Annotated in this window: 24 protein-coding genes and 1 tRNA gene; 11 read left to right on the forward strand and 14 right to left on the reverse strand. The window is 58.8% G+C overall.

The annotated features are described in order from the left end of the window. Nucleotides 1-58: 58 nt before the first annotated feature. Entirely contained in the window at nucleotides 59-1,183 is a 1,125-nt protein-coding gene (locus PWM43_RS10605) for an SMP-30/gluconolactonase/LRE family protein (protein WP_394356072.1), read from the reverse strand. Between the two features lie 234 nt (nucleotides 1,184-1,417). Between PWM43_RS10605 and xylB the strand changes: the two genes are divergently transcribed. Continuing rightward, nucleotides 1,418-2,881 carry a xylulokinase gene (gene xylB / locus PWM43_RS10610; protein ID WP_289842486.1) on the forward strand — a complete coding sequence of 488 codons (1,464 nt, stop codon included), beginning with the start codon at nucleotides 1,418-1,420 and terminating at the stop codon, nucleotides 2,879-2,881. An 18-nt stretch (nucleotides 2,882-2,899) separates the two neighbouring features. On the opposite strand, the gene PWM43_RS10615 is transcribed toward xylB, so the two are convergent. The 11 genes from PWM43_RS10615 to tldD all read right to left on the reverse strand — a co-directional run bounded on the left by PWM43_RS10615 (nucleotide 2,900) and on the right by tldD (nucleotide 13,115). Next, complete coding sequence (locus PWM43_RS10615; protein ID WP_289842487.1) at nucleotides 2,900-3,313, reverse strand: hypothetical protein; 414 nt, start codon at nucleotides 3,311-3,313, stop codon at nucleotides 2,900-2,902. Between the two features lie 66 nt (nucleotides 3,314-3,379). Further along, entirely contained in the window at nucleotides 3,380-3,883 is a 504-nt protein-coding gene (locus PWM43_RS10620) for a hypothetical protein (protein ID WP_289842488.1), read from the reverse strand. A gap of 53 nt (nucleotides 3,884-3,936) precedes the next feature. Then, entirely contained in the window at nucleotides 3,937-4,164 is a 228-nt protein-coding gene (locus PWM43_RS10625) for a hypothetical protein (RefSeq protein ID WP_394356067.1), read from the reverse strand. A gap of 626 nt (nucleotides 4,165-4,790) precedes the next feature. Further along, nucleotides 4,791-6,236, reverse strand: coding sequence for a sugar porter family MFS transporter (locus PWM43_RS10630; RefSeq protein ID WP_394356068.1), 1,446 nt, complete (start codon nucleotides 6,234-6,236; stop codon nucleotides 4,791-4,793). Between the two features lie 138 nt (nucleotides 6,237-6,374). Further along, nucleotides 6,375-7,232, reverse strand: a complete 858-nt coding sequence (aroE, locus tag PWM43_RS10635) for a shikimate dehydrogenase (RefSeq protein ID WP_289842489.1) — start codon at nucleotides 7,230-7,232, stop codon at nucleotides 6,375-6,377. 89 nt (nucleotides 7,233-7,321) lie between these two features. After that, entirely contained in the window at nucleotides 7,322-8,395 is a 1,074-nt protein-coding gene (locus tag PWM43_RS10640) for a LacI family DNA-binding transcriptional regulator (RefSeq protein ID WP_289842490.1), read from the reverse strand. 136 nt (nucleotides 8,396-8,531) lie between these two features. Next, the gene (locus tag PWM43_RS10645; protein WP_289842631.1) at nucleotides 8,532-9,812 is read right to left on the reverse strand and encodes a DEAD/DEAH box helicase; all 1,281 of its coding nucleotides are present in this window, start codon (nucleotides 9,810-9,812) and stop codon (nucleotides 8,532-8,534) included. A gap of 171 nt (nucleotides 9,813-9,983) precedes the next feature. Further along, complete coding sequence (locus tag PWM43_RS10650; protein WP_289842491.1) at nucleotides 9,984-10,799, reverse strand: glutaminyl-peptide cyclotransferase; 816 nt, start codon at nucleotides 10,797-10,799, stop codon at nucleotides 9,984-9,986. Next, on the reverse strand, nucleotides 10,796-11,422 hold the full coding sequence (locus PWM43_RS10655; protein WP_289842492.1) for a trimeric intracellular cation channel family protein: 627 nt from the start codon (nucleotides 11,420-11,422) through the stop codon (nucleotides 10,796-10,798). Before PWM43_RS10655 ends, PWM43_RS10650 begins: the two co-directional genes overlap by 4 nt. Further along, on the reverse strand, nucleotides 11,419-11,643 hold the full coding sequence (locus PWM43_RS10660; protein ID WP_289842493.1) for a hypothetical protein: 225 nt from the start codon (nucleotides 11,641-11,643) through the stop codon (nucleotides 11,419-11,421). The genes PWM43_RS10655 and PWM43_RS10660 overlap by 4 nt, the downstream gene beginning before the upstream one ends. Further along, nucleotides 11,643-13,115: a metalloprotease TldD gene (gene tldD, locus PWM43_RS10665; RefSeq protein WP_289842494.1), complete on the reverse strand. Its 1,473-nt coding sequence runs from the start codon at nucleotides 13,113-13,115 to the stop codon at nucleotides 11,643-11,645. The genes PWM43_RS10660 and tldD overlap by 1 nt, the downstream gene beginning before the upstream one ends. Nucleotides 13,116-13,313: 198 nt before the next feature. On the opposite strand from tldD, the gene PWM43_RS10670 reads away from it, so the two are divergent. The 3 genes from PWM43_RS10670 to PWM43_RS10680 all read left to right on the forward strand — a co-directional run bounded on the left by PWM43_RS10670 (nucleotide 13,314) and on the right by PWM43_RS10680 (nucleotide 17,156). Continuing rightward, nucleotides 13,314-15,071, forward strand: a complete 1,758-nt coding sequence (locus PWM43_RS10670) for a tetratricopeptide repeat protein (protein ID WP_289842495.1) — start codon at nucleotides 13,314-13,316, stop codon at nucleotides 15,069-15,071. A 102-nt stretch (nucleotides 15,072-15,173) separates the two neighbouring features. Continuing rightward, nucleotides 15,174-16,682 carry a flagellin gene (locus tag PWM43_RS10675; RefSeq protein WP_289842496.1) on the forward strand — a complete coding sequence of 503 codons (1,509 nt, stop codon included), beginning with the start codon at nucleotides 15,174-15,176 and terminating at the stop codon, nucleotides 16,680-16,682. Nucleotides 16,683-16,748: 66 nt separating this feature from the next. Further along, nucleotides 16,749-17,156 (forward strand): flagellar biosynthesis regulator FlaF, encoded by a 408-nt coding sequence (locus tag PWM43_RS10680; RefSeq protein WP_289842497.1) that lies wholly within the window; start codon nucleotides 16,749-16,751, stop codon nucleotides 17,154-17,156. 636 nt (nucleotides 17,157-17,792) lie between these two features. Here PWM43_RS10680 and PWM43_RS10685 read toward each other — a convergent pair. Then, nucleotides 17,793-18,752, reverse strand: a complete 960-nt coding sequence (locus tag PWM43_RS10685; protein WP_289842498.1) for a LysR family transcriptional regulator — start codon at nucleotides 18,750-18,752, stop codon at nucleotides 17,793-17,795. Nucleotides 18,753-18,896: 144 nt separating this feature from the next. On the opposite strand from PWM43_RS10685, the gene ltnD reads away from it, so the two are divergent. From ltnD to otnI, 5 genes are read left to right on the forward strand one after another with little or no spacing between them, the layout of a single operon-like run. Next, nucleotides 18,897-19,817: an L-threonate dehydrogenase gene (gene ltnD / locus PWM43_RS10690; protein WP_289842499.1), complete on the forward strand. Its 921-nt coding sequence runs from the start codon at nucleotides 18,897-18,899 to the stop codon at nucleotides 19,815-19,817. Next, a complete protein-coding gene (gene otnK / locus PWM43_RS10695) occupies nucleotides 19,814-21,103 on the forward strand; it encodes a 3-oxo-tetronate kinase (RefSeq protein ID WP_289842500.1) in 1,290 nt (429 codons plus the stop codon). The genes ltnD and otnK overlap by 4 nt, the downstream gene beginning before the upstream one ends. Next, nucleotides 21,100-21,741 carry a 3-oxo-tetronate 4-phosphate decarboxylase gene (gene otnC, locus PWM43_RS10700; protein WP_289842501.1) on the forward strand — a complete coding sequence of 214 codons (642 nt, stop codon included), beginning with the start codon at nucleotides 21,100-21,102 and terminating at the stop codon, nucleotides 21,739-21,741. Before otnK ends, otnC begins: the two co-directional genes overlap by 4 nt. Nucleotides 21,742-21,772: 31 nt before the next feature. After that, a complete protein-coding gene (locus PWM43_RS10705) occupies nucleotides 21,773-23,161 on the forward strand; it encodes a GntT/GntP/DsdX family permease (RefSeq protein ID WP_289842502.1) in 1,389 nt (462 codons plus the stop codon). Between the two features lie 25 nt (nucleotides 23,162-23,186). Further along, nucleotides 23,187-23,984, forward strand: coding sequence for a 2-oxo-tetronate isomerase (gene otnI / locus PWM43_RS10710; RefSeq protein WP_289842503.1), 798 nt, complete (start codon nucleotides 23,187-23,189; stop codon nucleotides 23,982-23,984). A gap of 468 nt (nucleotides 23,985-24,452) precedes the next feature. Here otnI and PWM43_RS10715 read toward each other — a convergent pair. Further along, nucleotides 24,453-24,542: transfer RNA gene (locus tag PWM43_RS10715), tRNA-Ser, on the reverse strand. Between the two features lie 268 nt (nucleotides 24,543-24,810). On the opposite strand from PWM43_RS10715, the gene rplU reads away from it, so the two are divergent. Beyond that, on the forward strand, nucleotides 24,811-25,125 hold the full coding sequence (gene rplU / locus PWM43_RS10720) for a 50S ribosomal protein L21 (RefSeq protein ID WP_289842504.1): 315 nt from the start codon (nucleotides 24,811-24,813) through the stop codon (nucleotides 25,123-25,125). A gap of 31 nt (nucleotides 25,126-25,156) precedes the next feature. After that, a complete protein-coding gene (gene rpmA / locus PWM43_RS10725; RefSeq protein ID WP_289842505.1) occupies nucleotides 25,157-25,423 on the forward strand; it encodes a 50S ribosomal protein L27 in 267 nt (88 codons plus the stop codon). Nucleotides 25,424-25,445: the final 22 nt, after the last annotated feature.

Genomic DNA, 25,445 nt, shown 5'->3' on the forward strand with positions numbered 1-25,445 from the left:
GCGGCGGAAGTGCAAACAGGAGAGATATATTCCGTGCCGTTAAGGCCCAGATGCCGGATCAGGGCGCGTCCAGCGCAATGCGGGCGATGACGTAGGGACGCTCCTGCAGATCTTTTCCATCATGGAAAGCCGGCAGGCGTGACCACTGGCCGACCGTCATCAGCAGCGCGCGCGGCCCCGCGGCGCTGGGACCGTCGGATGTAAGGCCGTCCGGTCCGACCAGACGCGGATCATGCGCGACGAGGGAAAGAGACCCATCGGCGGCGCGACGGATCAACCCGTGATGCTCTTCATCCGCCATGTAAATGCTGCCGTCGGGCGCCGTGAACATGCCGTCCACCACGCCCGCTTCGCCCTCGTCATGCACGGCCTGTTTGACATCGGAGGCGGATGCCGACGGGTCCGCGAGGACAGCGGTCGGCGCGCTGTAAAGGCGGCGTGAAGAGAACGGTGCCCAGAAGAGGCGCGAGGAGTCCGCGCTCAGGGCGATACCGTTGACGCCACCCTGCGCCATGGCGGGATGCCTCGCGTCGTAACGGATCAGCTTGCCATCCACCACCATGGCAAATCCCGGATCGGCGCTGACCGATCGGTCGTCGGCGAGAAGACGGCGGGCCTGACCGGTTTTGACATCGATCGCCAGCAACGCCGGATGCTCGGTCAGGGACGTATCGGAGACGAAAGCGGTACCTTCCGCGCCATGCGTGAGATCCACGCGCACATCGTTGATGTGGCTGTCCGGCAGAACGGCTGGCGCGGCAAGCGGATAACGCCGGAGAATGACGTTTTTCGATGGGTCGATCAGAACAAGGGCCGGGGTGGCGGATTTTTTACTCCCCGCGCGCATGCCCTCGTCAATCACCCAGAGGCGTCCCCGACCATCCACGGTCATGCCGAGCGGCGATATGATTTTCTTCTGCGCGGCGGCGGTGGGAAAGGGGATCAGCGTCGTGCCGCCTTCCTGCCATACAGCGAGGATCGGACCGCCATGCGCCTGTGCGCTGGTCGGAAAGGACAGCACCAGACGCCCGTCCGGCAGACGCGCGATGCCCGAGGGCTGGACGTTTTCAAAGCGGCCCACGATCGTGATATTGCCCGATGGAACGGAACCGTGATCCACGCTGTCGGACGCTCTCGCTCTCGGCGTGCCCAGTGCCGCGCCGAGAGCGAGCATGGCGCCCATGGCCGTGATGCTCGGAAATGTTATTCGGTTCCGGGGCCTGAGATGCTTTGTCATTCCATGTTCCTGCTTCGATCCACGCATCTCGTCACGTTAATGGGATCTTGCTTCCTGTTCTTCACAAAGATCTGTGATCGTCTCCTGAAGCCAAGCGGATTTATGTCCGTTATGTTATCCAGGACCCAGAAATCGCGTGTTTCATGCGGCACGGTAACAGAAAAAGTGAGTTCAGGACGGATGTATATTGGCATCGACGCGGGTACATCAGGGATCAAGGCCGTTCTGGTTGATGACGCTCAGCAGATCATCGGAACGGCGCGCGCGTCGCTGACGTCGCAATCGCCGCATGACGGGTGGTCCGAGCAGGATCCCGAAGCGTGGTGGAACGCGCTGCTCGACGTCATGGACCAGCTTCATCGCGCCCATCCGTCTGAAATGGCGTCAGTGCGCGGCATCGGTCTATCGGGCCAGCAACACGGTGCGGTCCTGCTCGATGAGGACAGACAATGTCTGCGACCGTGCATTTTGTGGAACGACGTTCGCTCGGAAGCCGAGTGCCGGATTTTCGAGGAACGCTTCCCGCGTAGTCGGGACGTTACGGGCAATCTGGCGATGCCCGGCTTTACGGCGCCGAAACTCATCTGGGTTCAGAAGCATGAGCCGGATATTTTCGCGCGGACACGTTACGTTCTGCTACCCAAGGCGTGGCTCAGGTTACGTCTTTCGGGCGAAATGATTGAAGATATGTCGGATGCGTCCGGCTCGCTCTGGCTTGATGTCGGCGCGCGCCGCTGGTCCGAAGAAGCCCTGAACGCCTGCGGGCTTTCCATCGATGCCATGCCGCGTCTCTGCGAAGGGACAGAACCGGCCGGGGTACTGAAAGCCGATCTCGCGCGGCGCTGGGGCATGCGGGCCGCGCCGGTGATCGCGGGCAGTGCCGGGGATAATGCCGCATCCGCTGTCGGCCTCGGCGCCGTGAAAACCGGCGATGCGTTTGTATCGCTCGGCACATCCGGCGTCGTATGGTGCACGACCGATCGGTTCCGGCCCAACGCGGACTCGTCCGTGCACGCCTTCTGCCATGCCATTCCCGACAAATGGCATCAGATGGGGGTGACGCTCTCCGCGGCGGCGTCCCTGGCGTGGTGGTCCGATATCGTGGGAAAATCCGAACGTGAATTGCTGGCCGAGTTGCCTGAGAAGATCGAGCGACCATCGCGGGCGATATTTCTTCCCTATCTCGCGGGCGAGCGCACGCCGCATAACGACGCTCACGTGCGCGGCGCTTTTCTCGGTCTCGACAAGAACATGCCACGTTCGGAACTGACGCAGGCGGTGCTTGAAGGTGTCGCGTATTCCTTGCGGGACGCGCAGGATGCCATGACGGCGGCGGGAACCCGGTTCGAGACCGCGGACGTCGTCGGTGGCGGCGCGCAGAGCCGCCAGTGGGTGGAGATCCTGGCATCCGTTCTTGGCGTAAGACTGTCCCGGCTGGCTCAGGGAGAGCAGGGAGGAGCTTATGGAGCCGCCCGGCTGGGTCGCCTGGCTTCGACCGCCGAAGACGTCACGACCATATGCCTGCCGCCTGAACGTCTGGAGACCATCGAACCATCCCCGTCACTTGAGGCGGCTTATGGCGAGCGGCAATCCCGGTACCGTGCGCTCTACGAGGCGGCCAGAGCGCTCAATCGCGTAGGATAGGCGCCCCCCGCAGGGGCGCTATTTTCTGACCCGCGTCAGCGCTTCGATCCGTTGGATCTGTCGGGAGAGTGCGTCGATTTTCTTGCGACGACGCGTGTTGGCATGTTCATGCGCTTCTTCGCGCGTCAGAAAGCAGTCTTTTCCCAGGCGGAAGGACGTTGAGCCGTCATCGGGGGTGAACCAGCCGTCTTCACGGGCGGTACCCCGAATGCGCTGTACTTTCTGGGTCAAGATATGTTTGGCAAGCCATACTTCCTTGATTTCTGCGAGCGCACGCACTGTCAGCTGCCGAATGGCTCCCATACTGGTGCAGTTGGAACGCGGGCCCGGATCGTTTTTCGGTGAGGGCGGCTGTGCAGTATGGTTTAGGAGCATGAGGCTTCGTGAGATCTTTAAAATCTTCTGATCATCCAGGGTTGCGAAGGAGCGCATAAGTTTTCTCCTGATGCCGGGTATATTTTTTGTTCCCCGTTATCATGTCAGAGCGGAAAAATATCTTCAGGCTGCGAGAGAAATTTCGAGGCTTCCATGCAGGGGGCCGTCCAGCAGGGTGGCGAATATTCTCACGATACTATCGAAGTCCTGCTGTGTTCCGGGCAGGAATGTCACAGTACGGCGGATCACGCCGGTCGGATCGACAATATAGGCCATCTCTTCATCCAGGGCGGGTTCGCCCGACGCAAACTCAGTCTCCACGCCCTGCCATCGCGTCAGGATTTCGCCCTCGGGATCGCACACCAGTGGAAAACCATTCAAGATGGCTTGATCCGAGAAAAAGGCACCGGCCCTTTCGATCAACGGATGGCTTACCACCGGCGCAAGCAACCGAAATGGATATTGCCGCGAGGCGCTGACGGCCTGTCGATGCCCGTCAGTGGAAAAACCAAGCGGATTTGTTACGAAAATGCACCATAGACCATCGCGCCATGCGCGAAATGATGTCGGCTTGCCTGAGAGTGTCATTGCGAAATCGGGAGCGTGCCAACCTGGGAACAGAGCCATGGTGTCTCTCCAAAATGAGGAAGACGGATGCGATTTTTCGCAGGACAAAACTGTCAGGATCGCTGCTTGACCAGAACGGACGACGCTTTTGGTTGAGCGTGGCGGAACTGTAGCGCAACCTGCCGCTTGAGCGCGTCCAGACTGGGCAGGGCGCGATTATGCAGAGGCCGAACGCTCTCATGGGCCGCATAAAAGCGACGCGTCGCCCGATCACCCTCAAGGATGGCCGTTCCGACGAAGGTTCCGTCAATTTCGACGATATCTGATTTTAGCATGGACATGAGTCGTGCTCTTTCCTCTTCCTGGTGGAAGGGTGTTCGCCGACCATTTTCCGGTCGGCCTTTACGGTGATCCGGGACGGTGCCTCTGTCGGCGACATCGTCCGGCGCAACACATTCGCGTGCAGATCGCGGCCATCTTGTTTCTCTTCAAACTCGAATTTCCAACGTGCAGCCGAAGATAGCCAAGCAGGAAAGTACGTCAAGGAAAAACTTCATGACAGCGTTATATAAATCATACGGCTCATTATAATAGTGCTTTAAAAATCTGTTGAATATGACCGGAGTGAAATCACAACAAGCTGATAAATATGATAAAAATACGTTGGTCGCTGGCGAGTGATTGATCTCAGAGATCATAATCACAAAAACGATGTATAAGAGTGGAATAAACTCCGCGTTATCATGTTGGTTTGAGGATGACGGTTTGTGTGCATCCCCTGGTTCTGCGTGTGCATACCGGTGCTACGCAGCCGACGGTTTTGTTGGGGTCTACCTTCGGAAAGGCTCGATAAACCGTCATCCATCATCGCGAAATGCGGCTTGCCCGGCGTCTTGGGGGCGCCAGGCAAAGCATCTGCCGATCAAAACCGTGCGTATTTCCTAAAAATGCCCTTTGTCAGGAACCGTCACTGCAAACGCGCTTCCGGTGCTGGTGAACCATGTGTGAATTGGCCACTGCGGAGGCGTTTTTCGATTTCTTCCAGTGTCGTTCCTGCCGTTTCCGGAACGAACGCCCATACAAATCCGAAAGCGGCGACATTCACGAGACCAAAAAGCCAGAAGGTGCCAGTGGGACCGAGTGCGTTGACGAGTGTCAGTGTCACAAGCGAGACGAGTGTGTCGGAAAGCCAGACTGTGGCGCTGGCAAGGCCCATGGCTTTGCTGCGTATGGCGAGTGGAAAGACTTCGGCGGCAATAAGCCAGACTGCGACCGAAAGTGAGCCGAAATTGAAGAAAATATAGCCCAGAAGCGCGGACACCATCAGAACCATGCGCGGTCCGGAAATAGCGGCGGGACTAAGGAAAATCGACCCCAAAACGAAGAGTGACAGGGCGGCCATGGGCAGCATGACCAGCATCATGCGCCGTCGTCCGATCCGGTCGATCAGCGTGATGCCCATGGCGGTCGTGATCGTCGAAGTGACTCCCACGCCAACGGAGGTGAGCAGAGCGGCGGAGTGGCCAAGGCCAGCCTGCGCGAGAATGATCGGCGCGTAATAGACGATCACATTCGGGCCGGAGAGTTGAGACAGGGCCGCGATGCCCAGCGCGGCGATCAGGGCGGGACGAACCCAGCGCTGTCGCAGTGCCGCCCACCCGTGGTCGCCGTTTTCTTCTTCGTTTGCAGCGAGGAGATCTTTCAGTTCCCGATGGACCGGCTCGTGATGCCCGCGCAAACGGTAAAGAATGGAAATTGCCCGCTTTTCGTGCTCGTGATGCAGGAGCCAGCGTGGACTTTCCGGCAGAACCAGCATCCCCATAGCGAGCATCGCAGCCGGGATGACCCCGAGAATGAACATCGTTCGCCAGCAGTCGGGTGGACCGGCAAGTTCGTATCCGATGAAAAAAGCGCAAAGCAGTCCGAGCGAAAACGCCATCTGAAACAGTGAAACGAAGGCGCCTCGCCGCGCGGCCGGTGCAAGCTCGGCGACATAGACGGGCACGATCTGCGTCGTGGCGCCGATCGCGGCTCCGAGAAACAGGCGTGCCACGATTAACGTCGCCTGTCCCGGAGCGAAACCGCATCCCAGGGAGGCGAAGATGAAAATCGCGGCGGCAAAGATGATGGCGGGGCGGCGCCCATACCGGTCCGATACGGGGCCGCTGGCAAGAGCGCCGACGACGGCGCCTAGATTGAGGGCGGCCGCGATCCATTCCTGACCTGCCGTCGAGAGCGAAAAGCTGCGGGTAACGTAGATGAGTGCCGACGCGATGATGCCTGTGTCATAGCCGAAAAGCACGCCGCCCACAGCTGCGATGGCCGCGGCCACCATGACATATCGGCGCGCCTGGGGGCGGCAGTCTTCGTGATGTGAAAATTGAGGCAGAATTTCCAGGACGCGACGTCGCATGCGGTCTCGATGCCCCGGCGCGGATTCCTGGGTCTTCGAGTTGGCTGGCATGGCGGATGACCCTTCAACTTGTCGCAAGTGGCGCTCCCGGTCTGACGATGATCCGGCAAACCGAGCACTTTTCCGATAGGAGGCAGATCAGTCAGAGACGTTGAAAATATCCTGAAGCGTCTGGACCATCACATCCGCGGACGGCTTGCGATCGAGCCATAGTTCGACGCCGATCACGCCCTGATTGACGAGCATGCCGAGGCCGTCGAGCGTCGTGCAGCCACGCGCCTTGGCTTCCCGGAGAAGTTTTGTCATCGGAGGGTTGGGGATGACGTCAGCCACGACGTGGTTTGGCCTGAAACTGTCACGATCGATTTTTGGCATGGCTTGCGCGTCTCCAAGGCCGATCGAAGTCGCATTGATGACCACGTCGATACCATCCGGCACGGCAAGGTCGCCCGCCCACTCGATGGTCGTGGCTTCGCTCTTCGTGTTGTCACGGATCAGGGTCGCGATCGCCTCGGCTTTGTCCCGGTTTCGATTGGCGATGGTGATGTGGGCCGCACCGGCGAGACCCAGTTCGACGGCAATCGCCCGGGCGGCGCCGCCGGCACCGAGGAGAAGCACCTTCTTGCCCTTCGGGTCGGCCGCTTTTTGCAGGGAGGCGAGGAAGCCCTTGCCGTCCGTGTTGTCGCCGATCAATCGTCCATCACGGATGCTGACGCAGTTGACCGCGCCGATGATCCGGGCGGATTCCGCCAATTCGTCGAGATACTCGATGACCGCGACTTTATGCGGCAGCGAGCAGTTGAACCCGACCCATTCCATGGCGCGCGCACCGGCGACCGCGGCTGCCAGATTTTCCGGCTGGACATCACAGTTGATGTAACGGGCGTCGATGCCGTCATGCCGATAGGCGGCTTCGATCATGGCGACCGTGGGATTGTCGGCGCAGGGGGTGGAAAACGAGCCGGTCAGAACGGCGCGGAAGTTCATGTCTGTCATCAGATCGCTCCTGAAAAATGAACCACGGATGATGTTGCATAGCTATGCAAAAACCGGCGGACGTCAAATGGTTGCTTCGTGAGCGCGCATTATCGGACTTGAGGAGGCGCTTTTGCGGTGCTGCGGCGAACCACGAGGGCCGCAGCAACGACGATTTTCCGCGACAGGGCCTTCGCGCCCGGCCGGAAGGCGTCGTTCAAAATATCCATCGCCGCGTCTACGAGTTTCTCGGTTCTCTGATCGAACGTCGTCAAATCATAGGCATGCCACGCGCCCTGTGGAATATTGTCATATCCGATCACGATCACGTCTTTCGGACATGCGAGGCCGCCGTGATCGCGCAGGGCGTCCATGGCGCCGCAGGCCATCAGGTCGTTGCTGCAGAACAGCCCGTCCGGGCGAAAATTCCGATCGAGAAGATCACGCATGGCGTTGAAGCCGCTCTCATAGGTGTCGTTTCCCTGAAGTTCCAGGATCGGGTGTGGCGACGGCGTATCGCTGGTCAGGGCGTGGTCGATCAGGGCGTGGTCAATCAGGGCGTGATCGGTCAGGGCGTCGAAAAAGCCATGCCGCCGTTCCCGCGAGGCGGCGTTGCGCGCGGGTCCGGCCAGCCACACCGGAAATCTCACCCCACATTCCCGCATGATCTTCGCGGCCATCGCGCCGGATTGCCGGTTGTTCGACGTGATCGTGGAAATGTTTCTCCCCACGAACCGGGAATTGAAGCAGATCGCGGGTATGTTCAGCGCTGACAGGGCCTCGGCCGTGTCGCGCGTGCCAATCGCCAGGGCCGTGATGACCGCGTCGACACGATAGCTGGCGAGCTGGTTCAGGGCCGCGTCCAGCGTCAAGGCGTCATCGACATGAACCAGGAGGACCTGAAAGCCGGAGGCCTGGAGGGAAACGGCCACCTGCTCGAGGGCCGACGCATAGAAAGGGTTTGAAAGGCCTCCCACGATCACGCCGATCATGAGCGAACGCCCCGAAAGCATGATGGCCGGAATGCGACTGGGCCGGTAATTCAAAGTGGCGGCGGCTTCGAGGACACGTGCTCTCATGGCCGGGGAAATGCTGGCCTCCGGCGAAAAAGCACGCGACACGGCGGACTGCGAAACACCCGCGAGCCGCGCGACGTCAACGGAGGTGACGGGTCGTCTGGTCATGGCTTGGCGATATCATGGCGCCCGGCGCATGCCTATAAGATGGTTCGTCGCCGGTTGTTCAGTATCGCAGCGATACGGGGCCAGAGCGGGCAGGCGGCATCGAACCGGCTCTCCGTGCGTCCGGCCTGTTTCGGATTCAGCGCGCTTTGGCGGCCTGCCGCGCGGCGAGTTTTTCTTCCTCGGTCCAGATTTTACGTTCGCGGATTTTCTGCGGCTTGATCTGCTTGACCGGACCGCCCCCCAGCACCGGCGCGCGCATCTTCGAGTTTCGTGCGTCTTCCGAGTGCCAGGGGTGATCGTCCTGAACCGTCAGGGTGCGGCCAATTTCGCGCTCCACATCATGCAGCCATGCGCGCTGCTCCGCGTCGCAAAGAGTGACAGCAAAGCCGTTGCGACCGGCGCGGCCCGTGCGACCGATGCGATGCACATAGCTTTCCGGCAGGCTTGGCAGATCGTGATTGAACACATGCGTCACCGTATCGACGTCGATCCCGCGCGCCGCGATATCGGTCGCGACCAGGACCTGCGCCGTTCCGGAACGGAACGCCTCCAGCGCACGCTCGCGCTGGCCCTGGGACTTGTTGCCGTGCAGGGCTTCCGCGGTCATGCCCGCTTCCGTGATGAAGGCACACACATCGTTGGCGATGTTTTTCTGAAGCGTGAAGACCACGGCCTGACCCATGCCCGGTGTCTGTAGCAGGGCCAGAAGAGCAGCCTTCTTGTCAGCCGCGTTCAGGAACATGACCGATTGTTCGATCCGGTCCACCGTGGTCGAGGGCGGCGCAATCTCAACCTTGGCAGGGTCGCGCAGGAGACTCTCGGCCAGCGCCGTGATGGATTTCGGCATGGTGGCGGAGAAAAGCAGGGTATGCCGATCCTTGGGCAAGGTCGCGACGATCCGCTCGATCGGTTTCGCGAAGCCCATGTCGAGCATCTGGTCGGCTTCGTCCAGAACAAGTGCTTCAAGCTGCGACAGATCGCAGAGCCCCTGGTCGATCAGGTCGAGCAACCGTCCGGGTGCGGCGACGATGATATCGACACCGTTCTCGAGCGCCTTGATCTGATGGAACGGACTGACGCCTCCGAAGATCGTTGTGACGGAAGGTTTTGCGTGTCGGCCAAAGCTTTCGAAACCGTCGGCGATCTGTGAAACCAGTTCGCGCGTCGGTGCAAGGACGAGAACGCGCGCGCCGTTTCGGGGTGCGGGACGGGGAGTGGCCGCCAGGCGATGGAGGAGCGGCAGCGCAAACGCGGCGGTTTTGCCCGTGCCCGTCTGCGCCATGCCCAGCAGGTCCCGGCCTTCCAACAGCATCGGGATTGACCGGGCCTGAATGGGGGTCGGGCTGGAATATCCCTCTTCGGCCAGCGCCCGCAGAAGGTGAGGCGCCAGGAAAAGATCGTCGAAAGTCATGGACATGGTCACGCGGCGCCTCCGGCGCTGATGTAAAGCTGCGCCTGGTCGGGCTTCGCGGGGTTGATGGCCCGGAGTTTTAGGGGTGATGGTTCGCATCGTCAACGCGGAGGAACGGACTGGTCGGGTGATCGTCTTCGCCGATGCGCCTCAAGGACGGCTGGCGCTGCCTTCAATCTATTGTCCTCGTGTATCCGCTGGTGCCGGAGTTCGGATCTCGAATAGCGTCGGCCAGTATTTGCCGGTGACGTAAAGATGCTTGCCTGCCCGATCATATGCGATCCCGTTCGGGACGGCGTCCCGGTCCGTCGCATGGACCTGTCTCGCCAGCGGGGTAAGATCAATCCAGCCTTTGACATGACCCGTATGCGGGTCGATGCGTGCGATCTCGTTCGTCATCCAGACATTGGCGAGAATTTCGCCGTTCACATATTCCAGCTCGTTGAGATTGGAGACGGGAACTCCGGCTGCCGTGACCCGCAGGGTGTGAGTGACGCGAAAAGCCGCCGGGTTCAGGAACCTCAGGACCGGCGTGCCGTCGGAGAGCACGATCTCGCTGTCGAGGGTCGTCATGCCCCAGCCTTCACCCGTGTAATGAAGGGTGGCAGCCCGGCGGAATGAGGGCAGGGACCATCGAAATCCCAGACCGTCGCGCCATGTGACGCTCAGCAATTCGTGGTGCCACGCGGCTATCCCTTCGCCGAAAAGATCCGGGGGAAGAGCCGTCTGACGCAGGACAACGCCATTTTCAAGCTTTTCCTCGCGGATAAAGGAGTGTCCTTCGTAACCGGTGCTCTCGAAAAGCACGCCATGGTCGAAAAGAAGTCCTTCGGTGAACGCCGTCGGATCATGGGGGAAAGTCCGGACGATATGGGCCGTCGTCACAGGAAGCGTATCCGGAACGGGCGTCGGCAGGATCGAATCGGTCTGCGCGAGCGCGCTGTCTGTCATCAGGCATAATGAAAGCAGGGGCAGGGCATGGAATGCTTTCATCGCGTGCCTCGATAAGCGGGAAGAGAGATATGGCGGCTGATCGCGACAGCCCGAAGACCAAACCCAAGGACGAACGCCAGAAGCGCCGCTGGCGTTGCGGAAAGCCCCAGAGCGCTGGCGACGACGAACGTCCCGGAAGCCAGAGCCGCCGCTGTGACGTAGAGTTCCGGCCGAATGACGATGGAGGGCACACCTGCGAGAACATCGCGAAAAATGCCCCCCATGCAGCCGGTCGTGACACCCATAAGCACGGCCGGAACGACTGGAATACCCGCGCTCTGTGCTTTGGCGGAGCCGTAAACCGCATAGGCGGCCAATCCTAGACCATCGAACCAGTCGATTGCGCGCGCCGACCACAGCCGTTCCGGGGTCCACCAGACGACCAGCGCCATGCACAGGCAGATCGTGATGGCGGTCGGATCGTGCATCCAGAAAACCGGCGCGCCGATCAGAAGATCACGCAGGGTGCCACCACCCACGCCCGTCGCGGCGGCGAAAAACATGAACGTCACCAGAGTCTGGCGCGCGCGCGCGGCGACCAGCGCGCCTGAGACGGCAAAAACGGCCGTGCCCGCCATGTCGAGGACCGTCAGCGTCACGGGGGGAAGCGGATAAGGGTTCACGCTTTCGCAGGTCCCACCATCCGCCAGATCTCCTCGAGCGCGGCCTGCAGGGTCGGCTGCGGTGTACCCCAGGTGACGCCTTCGTCGGGGTGTTCCAGGCCGATGCTCCAGCCACCGCCGGGAGGGCGCTCGATCTGTATGCCCCATTGATCCGGGATGCGGTCGAGCAGGCGCTGTAATCGCGCATCCGGCGTTGCCGGTTTTGCGTAATTGTGTCCCATCAGGCTGTGCCGCCCACCGTCAGGCCGGAAATTTTGAGCGTCGGCTGCCCGACCCCGACCGGAACGCCTTGACCAGCCTTTCCGCAGGTGCCGATGCCGGGGTCCAGCATCACGTCCCTGCCGATCATCGAAATCTTCTTCATGGCGTCGGCGCCCGCCCCGATGAGGGTCGCGCCCTTGACGGGACGCGTCACCCTGCCGTCCTCGATCAGATAGGCTTCGGACATGGAGAAGACGAATTTTCCCGATGTGATATCGACCTGGCCGCCGCCGAAATCGACGGCGTAGAGGCCGCGTTTGGTCGAACGGATCATGTCTTCCGTCGTGGCGTCGCCCGCCGTCATGAGCGTATTGGTCATGCGTGGCATCGGTGCATGCGCGTAGGACTCACGGCGTCCGTTGCCAGTCGGCGCGACACCCGTCAGGCGGGCATTCAGACGATCCTGAATGAAGCCAAGAAGGACGCCATCCTCGATCATGACGGTGCGGCCGGTCGGCGTGCCTTCGTCGTCGATCGTCAGTGATCCGCGCGCTTCGGGAATCGTGCCATCGTCAACGACCGTGATGCCCGGTGCGGCGACGCGCTTGCCCACCATGTCCGAAAAACATGACGTGCCCTTGCGGTTGAAGTCGCCTTCAAGCCCGTGCCCGACAGCCTCGTGCAGGAGGATGCCCGGCCAACCCGGGCCGAGGACGACTTCCATCTCGCCCGCCGGCGCGGGCTCGGCTTCGAGGTTGACCAGCGCCCGGCGAAACGCTTCGTCAACGGCGCCTTTCCATGTTTCCGCAACCATGAGGCGGCTGATCTCGTAACGCCCGCCCAACCCACGTCCCCCGCTTTCACGGCGTCCGTCCTTTTCGACGACGACGGAGACATTCAGGCGGACCAGCGGGCGCAGATCGGCGACGTCGTTCCCTTGCGCACGCATGATACGGACCGCCTGCCATTCGGAAGAAATGGTGGCGCTCACCTGCACGACTTTCGGGTCCAGCCCGCGCGCATAGGCGTCGATTTCGCTCAGGAGAGCCGCACGCTGGCCGAAATCGCTGCCATCACGAGGATTCGTGTCCATGTACAGGCGGCGATTGGTCGCTGCAGGCGGAGCGGCCATCGTGCCCGATCGTCCCTGTCGTACGGTCGAAACAGCCTCGGCGGCACGTTTCAGGGCGCTGGCACTAATGTCGTCCGCATGGGCAAAACCGGTTTCAGCGCCGAGCACGGCCCGCAGCCCGAAACCTGACGACGTATCGAAATTGGCCGCCCGAATGACGCCATCGTCCAGAACGAGAGATTCGCTTTCACGGAATTCCAGGAAAAGCTCCCCGTCATCGGCGCCCGCCAGGGCTTTGGTGACCAGGCGTTCCGCGTCATCGCGGGTCAGGCCGATCTGATCACGCTCGAAAAAAAGCCGTTCGGTCAGAGCGAGAGGGGAGGCGAATTGCGCCGATAAAGAGGAAGAGATTTCGGTCATGATAGGCTCGATCGGGACGCATGATGGACAGACATGACGTTAACATGGCTGCGTCCGGACGTCATTGCGAGGGAAAAAGCCCCGATGTTTTCCTGGGGTGGCTTATTGCCGATATGACTACCCGGACGATCGAGAGCGAACAATTTAGAGAAATATTTACCTTCGTCTTCTAGCGTGAACGCGAGGAGCGATCATCGTATGACGACTGTAGAACAAATGGAAAATACTCAGGCGTCCGAGACTTTGTCTGTCCAGACGATTCAGGCGATGATTCTGGAGGGCGCTCTCGACGGCGCGCGTCGACATGTGCTGCGTCTGCTTGCGGCAGGCTGTCGGGAGCCTGAAGCCTACGCTCTTCTGGGAGAAATCGCGCTCCGGCAGGGAAATGCCTCGCGTGCCCGATGGTCGCTGCACAGGGCGAATGAGATAAGGCCCCGGTTTGGGTGGCGGCTCATGTACGCGGACAGCCTGCGCGCGAGCGGGCGGCACGAGGAGGCGAAGATCCAGAGAGATCTTGCGGTCGAGGAAGCGCCTTCGACGCCTCTTTCTCTCTATGCCTGTGGCCGGGCGTTTGAACTCGATGGCGAGATCGATCAGGCAAAGCGGTTCTATGGTGAAGCGTTGGCTCTGGATCCGAAATGCGCTTTGGCACTGCACAGTCTGGCGCGTGTCGCTATTGGCGAGGGCTGTCTCGAGGAAGCCTTTGTCCTTCTCGAGACCCTGTTGCACGAAGCGCCGACCCTCGCGGATGCCTATATTGATTACTGTTCCGCCCTGGCCGACCGTGGACGCTACGAAGAGGCCAGGCGTATCGCGGAGAAGGGCATCGCCATTGCGCCCGGTCTGCACGGGCTTTGGCATAATCTTGGACATATCCTGCAAAATCTGGATCGCAGCGCGGAAGCTGTCCGGGTGCTCGATCATGCCCTGACGTTGAAGCCGGATTCCGCCGCAACCCAGTTTTCACGCGCGACCGCTCTTCTGAAAGCCGGGAATTTCGACGAAGGCTGGAAGGCTTATGAATGGCGTTGGCGAAAGACGCAAAAACCCCGGACCGACATCGCGGCGGCGCTGTGGCAGGGCGAGGATCTGGCCGGTCGCCATATTCTTGTTCATCACGAACAGGGATTTGGCGATTCGCTACAATTCGTCCGTTTTGTGCCGCTGCTATGCGCTCGAGGCGCAATCGTTACCCTTCAGGTGCCTCCGACGCTGACGCGGCTGTTTGAATCCATGGAAGGCATCCACAAAGTGGTTGTCGCGCTCGATTCGGCGGATCGTTTCGATTTTCACTGCCCGGTCGCCAGTCTTCCATGGCGATGTGGTGTGACGATGGACACAATTCCGTTGCCTCCTTATCTGTCTGTCGCAGAAGAAGAGATCGATCGGCAGGGCGGGTCCGTGAGGCGGCACATGGCGGGCGGTGCCGAACATCCGGATCTCGTGGTCGGGCTGGTCTGGGCGGGAGATCCGCGCAAGCAGCGTATCGACGCCAATATCGTAGACCGTCGCCGGTCCATGCCGCTCGATGAGATGGCGCCGCTTCTGAGTGTGCGGGGCGTACGCTTTGCCAGTTTTCAGCTTGGGGATGCCAGGGAGCAACTGGAGAATGCGGGACTCCCTATCGTCGACGTCACGGACGGAATTGTTGATTTCGCCGATACGGCGGCAAGGCTTTATGGGATCGATCTGCTCATCGCGGTGGATACCTCCATCGTGCATCTCGCAGGTTCGCTCAATCTGCCGGTCTGGACCCTGTCTCGAGCGGATGGCTGCTGGCGCTGGCTCGAAAATCGCGATGACACGCCCTGGTATCCGAGCATGAGGATCATCAGACAGGCGACGTCCGGAGACTGGGGAAGCGCGGTCGAACAGGCCAGAAAGATGCTTGAACAGGTGTCATGCGCCTATCGTGGAATCCTGAACGGGGCGGCTTTGAAGAGTACAGAATTTTAATCTTCGAGAACATGAAAATCTCTGCGTCGTTGGAGGTTTGTTAACCAGTGGGGAGTCATGAATGGCGGGCGAGAAAAAATCGCAGAACCGGAGAAAAATTCCATGACTCTTTCGATCAACACCAACACCGCCGCCCTTGCTGCTCTCCAGAGCCTCAGCCAGACGTCCGCTGATCTTACTCAGACGGAAAATCGCGTTTCGACGGGCAAGGCTGTGAATTCCGCCTCCGACAATCCGGCCGTCTATGCCATCGCTCAGACGATGAACTCGCAGATCGGCGCGCTGAAGGGCGTTCAGTCCGGTCTGTCCTTCGCGGGGCAGGTCGTGAACACGGCTGCCGGTCAGGCGACCTTGATTTCCAACGTTCTGTCCAGCCTGTCGCAATCCATTACGAGCGCGGAAACGACCGGCTATAACGTCGGCATCATGAATGCGGCGCTGTCTCAGGCGATGTCGCAGATCAATTCGGCTGCCAGCGGTTCGACCTTCCAGGGTGTCAATCTTCTGGGTGGCGCGATCGGCAACGGCGTGCAGTACACGTCCGTCTCCACGGCGATGGACGTGAATGGAACGCTGTTCACGCAGGGTGGATATAACGCCACGGCAACAGGCCTTGGATTGAGCAACCTGAATGTCGCGCAGAGCGGAGCGGAAATTACGTTTGGTGCCACCGACAAGGGGCTCGGTGGTCTCGCCGCAGGTGACTCGCTGGCGATCAACAATATTAAAGCGGGTGCGGATGGCAAGGGCACAGGAACCGCCGCCGATCCTGCCGTGCAGTATCAATTCCTCGCTTCCAGTTATGCTGGCACGGGCACGTTAAGCGTGGCGGACAAAGGTGTTACGGCGGCTCAAACGGCTTTGGCAACGGCTGTGGGTAGTGCTGGGGGTACCACGGCCGTAGTGATTGCCGCTGACGGCTCTCTGACTTTTACGGGCGCGAAAAACGTCACGTCTCAGACTCAATCCGATGGAAGTGTTGTTTATTCTTTCGGCAGCACCTCGGACGAGACCGTTACGCAAGCGCGCGACGCGAGCGGAAATTTCACCTATTCCGTATCGACCGCGTTCGATAAAAACGGCGCGGCAACGGCCTTCACGAATATTTCACTCGCCGATATCGGACCCACCGGCGCTCCCGCGAATAGCATTGCCAGCAGCTTCACTTCCGCTGTCCAGAATGCGGGCTTCGGAGTTTCTCAGGACGCCAATACCGGCGCTGTAATGATTGCCGGTAATAATATCGATGCGGCTGATGCCGGAGCGACCACCTCTTCGGTAACGCTTACGAGCACCGGAGCGGGTACGCCAGCGGTTCAGGAAGTTTCAGGCTCGGCCTCGGCGCTTCTCACGGTCCAGGCCGCAATCTCGAAGATGAACACGATCGCGAGTGGTCTGGGTGCCGCGGCCAATCAGGTGTCGCAGCTCAGCACAACGACGAGCAGCCTTTCCAATGCCCTGACGACCGGCGTTGGCGCTCTGACAGATGCCGATCTGGCCGCCGAAAGCGCGAAGTTGACGTCGCTGCAGACGAAGCAGCAGCTTGCTATCCAGTCACTGTCGATCGCGAACTCGCAGTCGTCGTCGATCCTCAGCCTCTTCCGCGGTTAAGGTTTCGACTGATGGGAGGGCATTTCAGCCTTCCCATCACCTTTGCTTTACGAGAGGAGAGTCTCATTGAACTACGGTGCGTCACGGTATCAGCAGCAATCAGGTGCCGATCTCTCCTCTCGCCAAGTAGAAGCTCTTGCATTTAAGAAAGTTAACGAACTTATGGCCAATCCCAAAAGCGGTGTAGACCGCAGGGAGGCGCTGTCTAAAAATTATCGTCTTTGGTCAATTTTGTTGCTCGGGATCGGGCGAACGGATAACTTGCTTCCGCCTGTTCTGAAAAGCGACCTCACAAAAATCGCAACTTGGATGCTTAGAGAGACCAATGTTGCTTTCAACACTGTTGGATCACTTCAAAAAATCATTGATGTTAATGCTGATATGATTGCTGGTTTAAGTGCCGTTACGGCGGCTGAGATTACAGGTCAGCCAGAGACCACGTCCGCTTTCAACCGTATGAGTATGGTCGGATAAAGGTAATATTATACGTCTTTATTTGAGATATTGTAATAGACTTGCTGAAATATCTTTCTGAATATTAAGGATTTTTTCTTTTGTAAAACGTTGATGCTGCTATTTATTGACAATATATAGTGTTGATTGTCCTCAATTGAATTTGTATTGCCCCGATTTGTGTCCTGTTTGCACTTGAAGTGCTTGCTATATCGTGGGAAATAATGACGGATTCAGAATAATTATTTTCACGGATGATACATTGGAAGTCTGGAAACCTCTGATTGAGGCGATTACGGCCTCGTGGCAAGACATGTAGAATGTTCCGCGCTCCGAGCCAGAAGGCTCGGAGCGTCGCGATCTCACTGCCCGCGACTTAAACGGCTCTGATTTCCATCGACTTTTTGCCCATCCCGATGTCCGGTCGGAAGGTTCTCTCCCCATTGTCGGATCGGGCCAAACTGTCAAAGATTCGCCTGTCTTCAGCGTCGCGTTATAGGGCTGTCAACTCGTCGTTCTGTATCGAGTGAGGAATGATTCGCTTATGTCCATCCGTCATCTGACTGGGCTTGTTCGGTGTGTCCTCCTCGTTTGTGCAACAAATCAGTCATAAATCGAACGCAAGGGCATCGAGCCTTCCGCCTCCGGTCTCTTGGCTCAGCCTCCCATTGCTGGTCGCAGGTTTTTTTTCAGTTCATCGAGAACCTTCATAGTAGGACGGGACTGACTGCGGGATTTGAGCATCAGGATTCCGTAAGAGCTGATTGCGATGTTCACATCGGATGAGATGATCTGGATCTGCTTGTATTTGGCCTGTTGATTGGCCACAGCAGTGGAAAGAACCGTCAACGCTTCGGTTTTTTCCAGATAGGCAAGTGTCATCAGCAGAGAGTCACTTCCGATGATGTCTTTTGGAAGGGGCAGGTTTCTGTCCTGAAATATGCTCTCGAGCCTGCTGCGCGACTTCCCTCCTTTCCGTTGCAGAACCCATGGAAAAGGCGCCATATCCTCAAGCCGAACGGGAGTTGCCTTCATGAAGAGTGGGTGGTTCTGACGCGCTGCGATGACCATAGGTTCTTCGCCGATCGGGATATAGTGACACGACATGCTCCGCGCATCTTCCGGCGCCCGGCCGATCATGATGTCGATTTCGCCATTCATCAGGTCATGAAAAAGACCGACACTCGATCCGGTACGGATTTCGAGAGATATGTTCGGGTTATCACATTGGATGTTGAGGACGGCCGTCGTCAGGAGATCGACCACAGGTCCGTCGATGGCACCGATTGATACTGTGCCCGCCCCACCTGAGAGAAGCTCGTTAAACTCATCGCGCGTGCGATCAAGTTCGTCGAGCAGATTGTTGGCATGCCGGGTCAACACACTCCCATAGGCGTTGATAACGAGACGGCGTCCTTCCCGATGAAAGAGCGGGATACCAATCACATCTTCGAGATCCCCAAGTAGTCGCGACGCGGCAGGCTGCGCCAGACCAAGACTTTCAGCCGCGCTCTGGAGCGTGTTGTGGCGTGAAAGAGCCTGTAATAGCTGGAGATGCCGGAACTTTAGCCGGATATCGACGAACCAGGAGGGAGATAACGGCTGCTTCTCTTGCATGGATTCAACATAACATGAGGAACATGGAATATAACAGTTTGGGAATTAGACCTGTCATCAAACATGTGAATTATTCCCCTTCAATCACTTCTGCTTCGCGCAGTGGTGCGAAAGACACTTGAGCGCTTCAGGAAGGGGACGACGATGCAGGGTAAGGATCGGACAGGTCAGATCGGTGTGATCGGGCTCGGGGCGATGGGTCTTGGTGTTGCGAGATCATTGTTGCGTGCGGGTTTTGAGGTTGGCGTCTACGACGTACGTGCAGAGGCCCTGACAGCGTTCGGAACTGAAGGAGGCAAGGCCTACACGTCGCCTGCCTCCCTTGCGGCGTCCTGTGACGTTCTGATCATTCAGGTCGTAAATGCGGAGCAGACAGAGCAGGCCCTGTTCGGCGAACAGGGAGCAGCGGACATGCTAAAACCTGGTTCTCTGGTCATCTCCTGCGCTACTGTTGCGCCAGCCTTCATCGAGGGGCTGGAGACGTGCCTGAGAAAGCGAGACATCTGGCTGCTCGATGCGCCGATGTCCGGGGGCGCTGCCAAGGCCGCTTCCGGCGAAATGACGCTGATGACGTCCGGCCCCGAAGAAGCCTATGCCCGTGCGGAAGCCGTGCTCTCTTCCATCGCTGGCAAGGTCTATCGGCTCGGTGCCAAGGTGGGGGTCGGTACTCGCGTAAAAATCGTCAACCAGCATCTGGCAGGCATTCATATCGCCGCGGCCGCTGAAGCCATGGCGCTGGGACTGCGGGAGGGCGCCGATCCGGCCACCCTGTTCGAAGTCATCACCAATAGTGCGGGCAACTCCTGGATGTTCGAAAACCGGGTGCCTCATATTCTTGCGGGAGATTATACGCCGCTGTCGGCTGTGGATATTTTCGTCAAGGACCTCGGTCTCGCGCTCGATACGGCCCGTCGGACGAAATTTCCTCTTCCTCTGGCGGCAACCGCGCACCAGATGTTCCTCAACGCGTCCGCCGCGGGGCATGGCCGGGAAGATGACTCGGCTGTCATCAAGATTTTCCCGGGGATCACGCTGCCGTCTTCTCACAAGGGAGAGGGAGTATGAGCCGTCCCGGCGTGCTCATCGGCTGCATTGCCGATGATTTCACGGGCGCGACCGACATTGCCGGCACGCTCGTCCGTGCGGGGATGAAAACGGTGCAGACCATTGGTATTCCTGATGCGCATGATCCGATGATTGCGAATGCCGAAGCCATTGTCGTCGCACTCAAGTCGCGTACCATTGCGGCCAGGGACGCGGTGACGCAGTCACTGGCAGCTCTGGATTTCCTGAGGTCTGTCGGCTGTCGGCAGATTGTTTTCAAATACTGCTCCACCTTCGATTCCACGGAAAAGGGCAATATTGGTCCCGTCACAGAGGCGCTGGCCAAGGCTCTGGGACAGAAGGTGACGATTGCCGCCCCCTCTTTTCCGGCCAATGGACGCACGGTCTATAATGGCCATCTCTTTGTCGGTCATGTGTTGCTTAATGAAAGCGGGATGCAGAACCACCCGCTCACACCGATGAAGGATGCAAATCTCGTACGTGTGCTTCAGGCACAGTCCAAAGGGGCTGTTGGCCTGATTGATCTGTCGACGGTCCTCAAGGGAGCGGAGCATATCAGAGCAGGGATCGAAAAAGCCACAGCCGAGGGGGTCTCCCTTCTTGTTGTCGATGCAATTTCGGAAGCTGATCTGAGGATAATCGGACAGGCCTGCCGCGATCATATCCTGATTACGGGCGGCTCGGGAATCGCGCTGAATTTGCCCGATAATTTCAGGGCGAGCAACGTGCTTTCCGGTGTAGACGCGGCTGTTTTGCCTACCATAGCTGGAAAAGATGTCGTTCTTGCGGGCAGCGGTTCGCTGCGGACGAATCTTCAGGTGGCACGGTGGATGGAGGCGGCGCGGCCAGCTTATCGAATCGATGTCATGAAGCTGGCTGCTGGTGAGCCGGTTGTGGAAGAGGCGGTTGCTTTCTTCGACGCTCACGCGGATCAGACCGTTCTCATCTACGCGACCAGCCCGGCCGATGAACTCAGGCACGTGCAGGCGGCGATCGGCGCCCAGAAGGCGGGGGAAATGGTCGAGCATGCTCTGGGCCGTATCGCGCAGTCCTTGAGAAACCGCGGTGTCAGACGTTTTGTCGTCGCAGGCGGAGAAACGTCAGGGGCAGTTGTTCAGGCGCTGGATGTCAAAGGGCTGCGCATCGGAGCGCCAATTGCGCCGGGCGTTCCTGCAACCGTATCAACGGACGACGCGCCGCTCGCGCTTGCTCTGAAATCAGGTAATTTCGGAGAGGTCGACTTCTTTGAAAAAGCGCTGCTGGCGTTATCGGGAGGTCAGTCATGACGGATGAAGCGGCATGCCGTAAGGAAATCTGCGCGATCGGCCGGGATCTATACGCGCGCGGACATACGAGCGGAAGCGCGGGAAACATCAGCGCACGCGTCTCTGACGGATGGCTGATTACGCCGACGGATGTGTGTCTGGGGCGCCTCATACCCGAGGGGATCGCCAAGGCCGATTTTGAAGGAAACTGGGTTTCCGGTCCGCGCCCCTCCAAAACGGTGACGCTGCATCGTAAAATCTATGAGCAGAGACCGGATTGCAATGGCATCATCCATACCCATTCCTCCCATCTCGTCGCGTTGACGCTGGCGGGTGTACATACCGAGAATGCCATCCTGCCGCCGATCACACCCTATCAGGTCATGAAGATCGGGCGTGTCCCTTTGATTCCCTATGAACGTCCGGGGTCTCCGAAAGCGGCAGCCCGCGTGGCCGAACTGGCCCCATCGGTCAACGGAGTGATGCTGGATCGTCTCGGACCAGTTGTCTGGGGCCGCAGTGTAACGAGTGCAAGTGATGCGCTTGCAGAACTCGAAGAGACGGCGCGCCTATGGTTGATGACTACACCCCGTCCCGCCCCGCTGGATGATGCCGCACTGGCAGATATCGCGACTGTGTTCGGGGTGACGTGGGACTGACTTGGCCTTTTCGAAAGCAGGAGAAGTCCTGATGACTCCAATGGTCCTTCTGGCCAGCGCCATTGCCGGCATTGTGCTGATGCTGGTTCTGATCATCCGTTTCAAGCTTCATCCGATCCTGACGCTCCTTATCGTCAGCATGTTTGTCGCTCTTTTCGCCGGGATGCCCGCGGCCAAGATCGTTCCCGCGATCGAAGCGGGCATGGGCAAGACACTGGGACATATCGCCGTCATTATCGCTCTAGGGGCAATGATCGGAAAGATCGTGGAAATTTCAGGCGGTGCTCACGTTCTCGCCCGCGATCTTATTGCACGTTTCGGAGACCGGCGTGCCCCGCTTGCCCTGACCCTTGCAGGATTTCTGATCGGCATTCCGGTCTTTTTCGAGGTCGGCGTGATCATGGTCATGCCGTTGCTCTATGGCGTGTCGAACGTCAGCAGGCGATCTCTCATGATTTTCGCACTCCCGATGTGTGCGGCTATGTTGACGGTGCATTCGTTCCTTCCGCCTCATCCCGGCCCTGCCGCCGCCGCAGCACAGATCGGCGCAAATATGGGACGTATCGTGGCGTTCGGGGTGCCGATCACCCTTATGGTCTGTGGAGCAGGGGCTCTGATTGCACAGCGGATGACACGCCGCGAGTTCACATATGCTCCCGACATCCGGGCCGCGATCAGCGCGTGTGAGGACGGAACGTTCGACGCCGCACCCGACGTATCCGCCCATGCGCTGCCTTCGGCTGATCCGCCCGGGTTCTGGCTGATTGTCGGGCTGATCCTGCTGCCGATCGCCCTCATCATGCTTGGCACCACGGTGTCGCTCATTCTTTCACCCGGCTCTTCCTATACCGGAACTGCCCATCTTATCGGCTCACCCGTCACCGCCCTGCTGCTCGATACCCTCCTTGCCGGGTATACTCTGGGACTGCGTCGGGGATGGAGCTTCGAACAGGTCTCGACTGTCATCGGCTCCGCTGTGCCCGGTGTCGCTATGGTGATCCTGATCGCAGGCTGTGGCGGGGTATTCGGGAATATTCTGGTGGAAAGCGGCATCGGCCACGTCATCTCTGGCATACTCCGTACGACCGGACTGCCTGCGCTTGTACTGGCTTTTATATTGAGCATGATCCTGCGCGCGGTGCAGGGATCGACAACGGTGGCGCTTGTGACGACCGCAGGCATTCTAGGTCCAATGATCTCGGAGATGCATGCCAATCCCAACCAGCTTGCTCTGCTCGCCCTTGCCATGGGGGGAGGGGGGCTATCGGTTTCCCACGTCAACGATGCAGGGTTCTGGATATTCACGAAACTCTCTGGAATCGACGTAGCCGATGGACTGCGTACCTGGACCGTTTTGACAACGACACTTGGTGTTTTGGGGTTTCTGGCAACCTGCCTTCTGTGGCCTTTCGTCTCGTAATGCATCGCAAAGGAAATCTCTCATCATGCCTGCTTTTGCCGCAAACCTGACAATGAACTACCCGGAGCTAGAATTTCTCGAGCGTTTTGACGCTGCCGCGCGTGATGGCTTCAGAGGAGTGGAATTTCTGTTCCCATACGCATTTGACAGGATGGAAGTGAGTGCGCGCACCCAGGGAAATGATCTGCATGTTGCGTTGTTCAATGCTCCACCCGGCAACTGGGAGCAAGGAGAGCGTGGATTGGCGGCACTCCCCGGACGTGAGGAAGAGTTCCGCCGCGCGATCGGGTCGGCACTGGAGTATTCTCAGGTTCTTGGGAACAGCCGCTTACATGTCATGGCCGGTTTGCGCGACGACGAAATCCCGTATGAACGACAGATGGAAACCTATCTGCGGAATATTGAATACGCGGCCTCACAGGCGAAATCTCTCGGCCTGACCATCGTTCTGGAAGCCATCAATACGCGTAACATGCCCGGCTATTTCCTGAATTATCAGGAAGAAACGAAAGCAGTTTGCGATCTGGTCGGTGCGGATAACGTAAAAATCCAGTTCGATCTGTATCATGCGCAGATCATGCAGGGTGATCTCGCTGTGCGCTTGAAGACCCTGTTTGAATCGATTGGCCACATTCAGGTGGCCAGCGTCCCCGATCGGCATGAGCCGGATGAGGGTGAGATCAACTATCCGTATCTTTTCGCTTTGCTGGACCGCGTTGGTTATCGTGGCTGGATTGGGTGCGAATATAATCCCCGTGCTTCGACATCCGACGGCCTGGGCTGGTTACATCCATGGCGTGGCACCATCGCAAAAACGCTGTAGGTGTTTCGTTCCGGGATTTTATGGGTTGGATTGAAGATGAAGCGCTCTGGATCGAAATATGATTAACCGGATATCGAACCGGTCGAGAGACATCCGAATGGGCAGGGCATTGGCGCTGCGTGAAAATTATGATGCGGCGGATCTGCGTGCGCTTGTGGTCGATTGAGCGTCGGATCAGTTCGGGGAGTTTCGGACGATGCACTATCGTTTTCTGGCGGTCGACAGTCCTGAGCGTTCTAACGATCTCAGCCATACGGCTTGTTTTCGACCCGAAAACTCGTCCGACATGCTCGCGACGCTCACGGGGAATGTGGAAGCGGACACTCCTTATCCGAGCGCCGGGAAACATTGTGCATGTCGGTCATCCACCCAGCTTAGAGGTTTAACGCTGGACAGGTAACGACACTATAGCATGGTCGTAACGTCAAAGAGCGTTAACTCACTGTTTTTACATGGGTGTTTGTATCATGGCGGAGAGGGTGGGATTCGAACCCACGGTGAGCTTGCACCCACAACGGTTTTCGAGACCGTCCCAATCGACCACTCTGGCACCTCTCCGGTCCGGCGAACCGGGGTCGTGCGGGGCTTATAGGTGCGGCTGGAAAGCTCGACAAGGGGATAAAATACGCAGGGTAAAATTTATCATCGAAAAACGTGAGTCGGCGTTCTGTTTGTTGACTTACAGGGTGCAACTCTTGTAGGGAGCGCTCCTTGCCGCGCTATAGGTGCGGCCAAAAACAAAAAGCGACAGGGCGGTGCCGATCGGGGGAAAACTCTGACAGAAGAATCGCCGAGAGTTCGGGTTTAATATTAAGAGAGTTTCAACATGTTCGCAGTTATCCGCACGGGCGGGAAGCAGTATCGCGTGACGCCCCAGGCCACGCTCAAGGTCGAGAAGCTGGAAGTCGAAGCCGGCAATACGGTGACTTTCTCGGATGTTCTCGCGCTTGGTTCTGATGCAGGTGTCACGATCGGAGCGCCGCTTGTGACCGGTGCGACCGTCACGGCGACAGTGATCGCTCAGGATCGTCTGGCCAAGGTTATCATCTTCAAGAAGCGTCGTCGCCAGAATAGCCGTCGCAAGAACGGCCATCGCCAGCAGGTTACAGTGCTGCGCATTGATGCGATCAACGCGGCTTAATCGGCCCGACAGGTAAAGGGGAGAAAGACCTATGGCACAAAAAAAGGCAGGCGGTTCGAGCCGCAACGGACGCGACAGTGCTGGCCGTCGTCTCGGTGTGAAGAAGTTCGGAGGTGAGAGCGTTCTTGCGGGCAACATTCTGGTCCGTCAGCGCGGTACTAAGATGATGGCTGGCTTGAACGTTGGCGTTGGTCGTGACCACACGCTTTTCGCTCTCGTCGATGGCCACGTGAAATTTCAGCGCCGCGCTGAAGGCCGCGTGCATGTTTCCGTAGCACTTCCGGAAGCCGCCGAATAAATCCGGCTCATTTCTGTTTCGC

Origin of the sequence: Brytella acorum (assembly GCF_029309905.1) — a bacterium.
Taxonomy (GTDB): domain Bacteria; phylum Pseudomonadota; class Alphaproteobacteria; order Acetobacterales; family Acetobacteraceae; genus Brytella; species Brytella acorum.

Coding starts and splice junctions, on each gene's coding strand:
- PWM43_RS10670 (WP_289842495.1), top strand. CDS start 13,314: ATGACGACTGTAGAACAAATGGAAAATACTCAGGCGTCCGAGACTTTG.
- otnI (WP_289842503.1), top strand. CDS start 23,187: ATGCCTGCTTTTGCCGCAAACCTGACAATGAACTACCCGGAGCTAGAA.
- xylB (WP_289842486.1), top strand. CDS start 1,418: ATGTATATTGGCATCGACGCGGGTACATCAGGGATCAAGGCCGTTCTG.
- PWM43_RS10605 (WP_394356072.1), bottom strand. CDS start 1,183: ATGGGCGCCATGCTCGCTCTCGGCGCGGCACTGGGCACGCCGAGAGCG.
- PWM43_RS10615 (WP_289842487.1), bottom strand. CDS start 3,313: ATGCGCTCCTTCGCAACCCTGGATGATCAGAAGATTTTAAAGATCTCA.
- PWM43_RS10675 (WP_289842496.1), top strand. CDS start 15,174: ATGACTCTTTCGATCAACACCAACACCGCCGCCCTTGCTGCTCTCCAG.
- PWM43_RS10660 (WP_289842493.1), bottom strand. CDS start 11,643: ATGGGACACAATTACGCAAAACCGGCAACGCCGGATGCGCGATTACAG.
- ltnD (WP_289842499.1), top strand. CDS start 18,897: ATGCAGGGTAAGGATCGGACAGGTCAGATCGGTGTGATCGGGCTCGGG.
- PWM43_RS10705 (WP_289842502.1), top strand. CDS start 21,773: ATGACTCCAATGGTCCTTCTGGCCAGCGCCATTGCCGGCATTGTGCTG.
- tldD (WP_289842494.1), bottom strand. CDS start 13,115: ATGACCGAAATCTCTTCCTCTTTATCGGCGCAATTCGCCTCCCCTCTC.
- PWM43_RS10625 (WP_394356067.1), bottom strand. CDS start 4,164: ATGTCCATGCTAAAATCAGATATCGTCGAAATTGACGGAACCTTCGTC.
- PWM43_RS10620 (WP_289842488.1), bottom strand. CDS start 3,883: ATGGCTCTGTTCCCAGGTTGGCACGCTCCCGATTTCGCAATGACACTC.
- PWM43_RS10640 (WP_289842490.1), bottom strand. CDS start 8,395: ATGACCAGACGACCCGTCACCTCCGTTGACGTCGCGCGGCTCGCGGGT.
- PWM43_RS10685 (WP_289842498.1), bottom strand. CDS start 18,752: ATGCAAGAGAAGCAGCCGTTATCTCCCTCCTGGTTCGTCGATATCCGG.
- otnK (WP_289842500.1), top strand. CDS start 19,814: ATGAGCCGTCCCGGCGTGCTCATCGGCTGCATTGCCGATGATTTCACG.
- PWM43_RS10630 (WP_394356068.1), bottom strand. CDS start 6,236: ATGCGACGTCGCGTCCTGGAAATTCTGCCTCAATTTTCACATCACGAA.
- PWM43_RS10645 (WP_289842631.1), bottom strand. CDS start 9,812: ATGTCCATGACTTTCGACGATCTTTTCCTGGCGCCTCACCTTCTGCGG.
- aroE (WP_289842489.1), bottom strand. CDS start 7,232: ATGACAGACATGAACTTCCGCGCCGTTCTGACCGGCTCGTTTTCCACC.
- rpmA (WP_289842505.1), top strand. CDS start 25,157: ATGGCACAAAAAAAGGCAGGCGGTTCGAGCCGCAACGGACGCGACAGT.
- PWM43_RS10650 (WP_289842491.1), bottom strand. CDS start 10,799: ATGAAAGCATTCCATGCCCTGCCCCTGCTTTCATTATGCCTGATGACA.
- rplU (WP_289842504.1), top strand. CDS start 24,811: ATGTTCGCAGTTATCCGCACGGGCGGGAAGCAGTATCGCGTGACGCCC.
- otnC (WP_289842501.1), top strand. CDS start 21,100: ATGACGGATGAAGCGGCATGCCGTAAGGAAATCTGCGCGATCGGCCGG.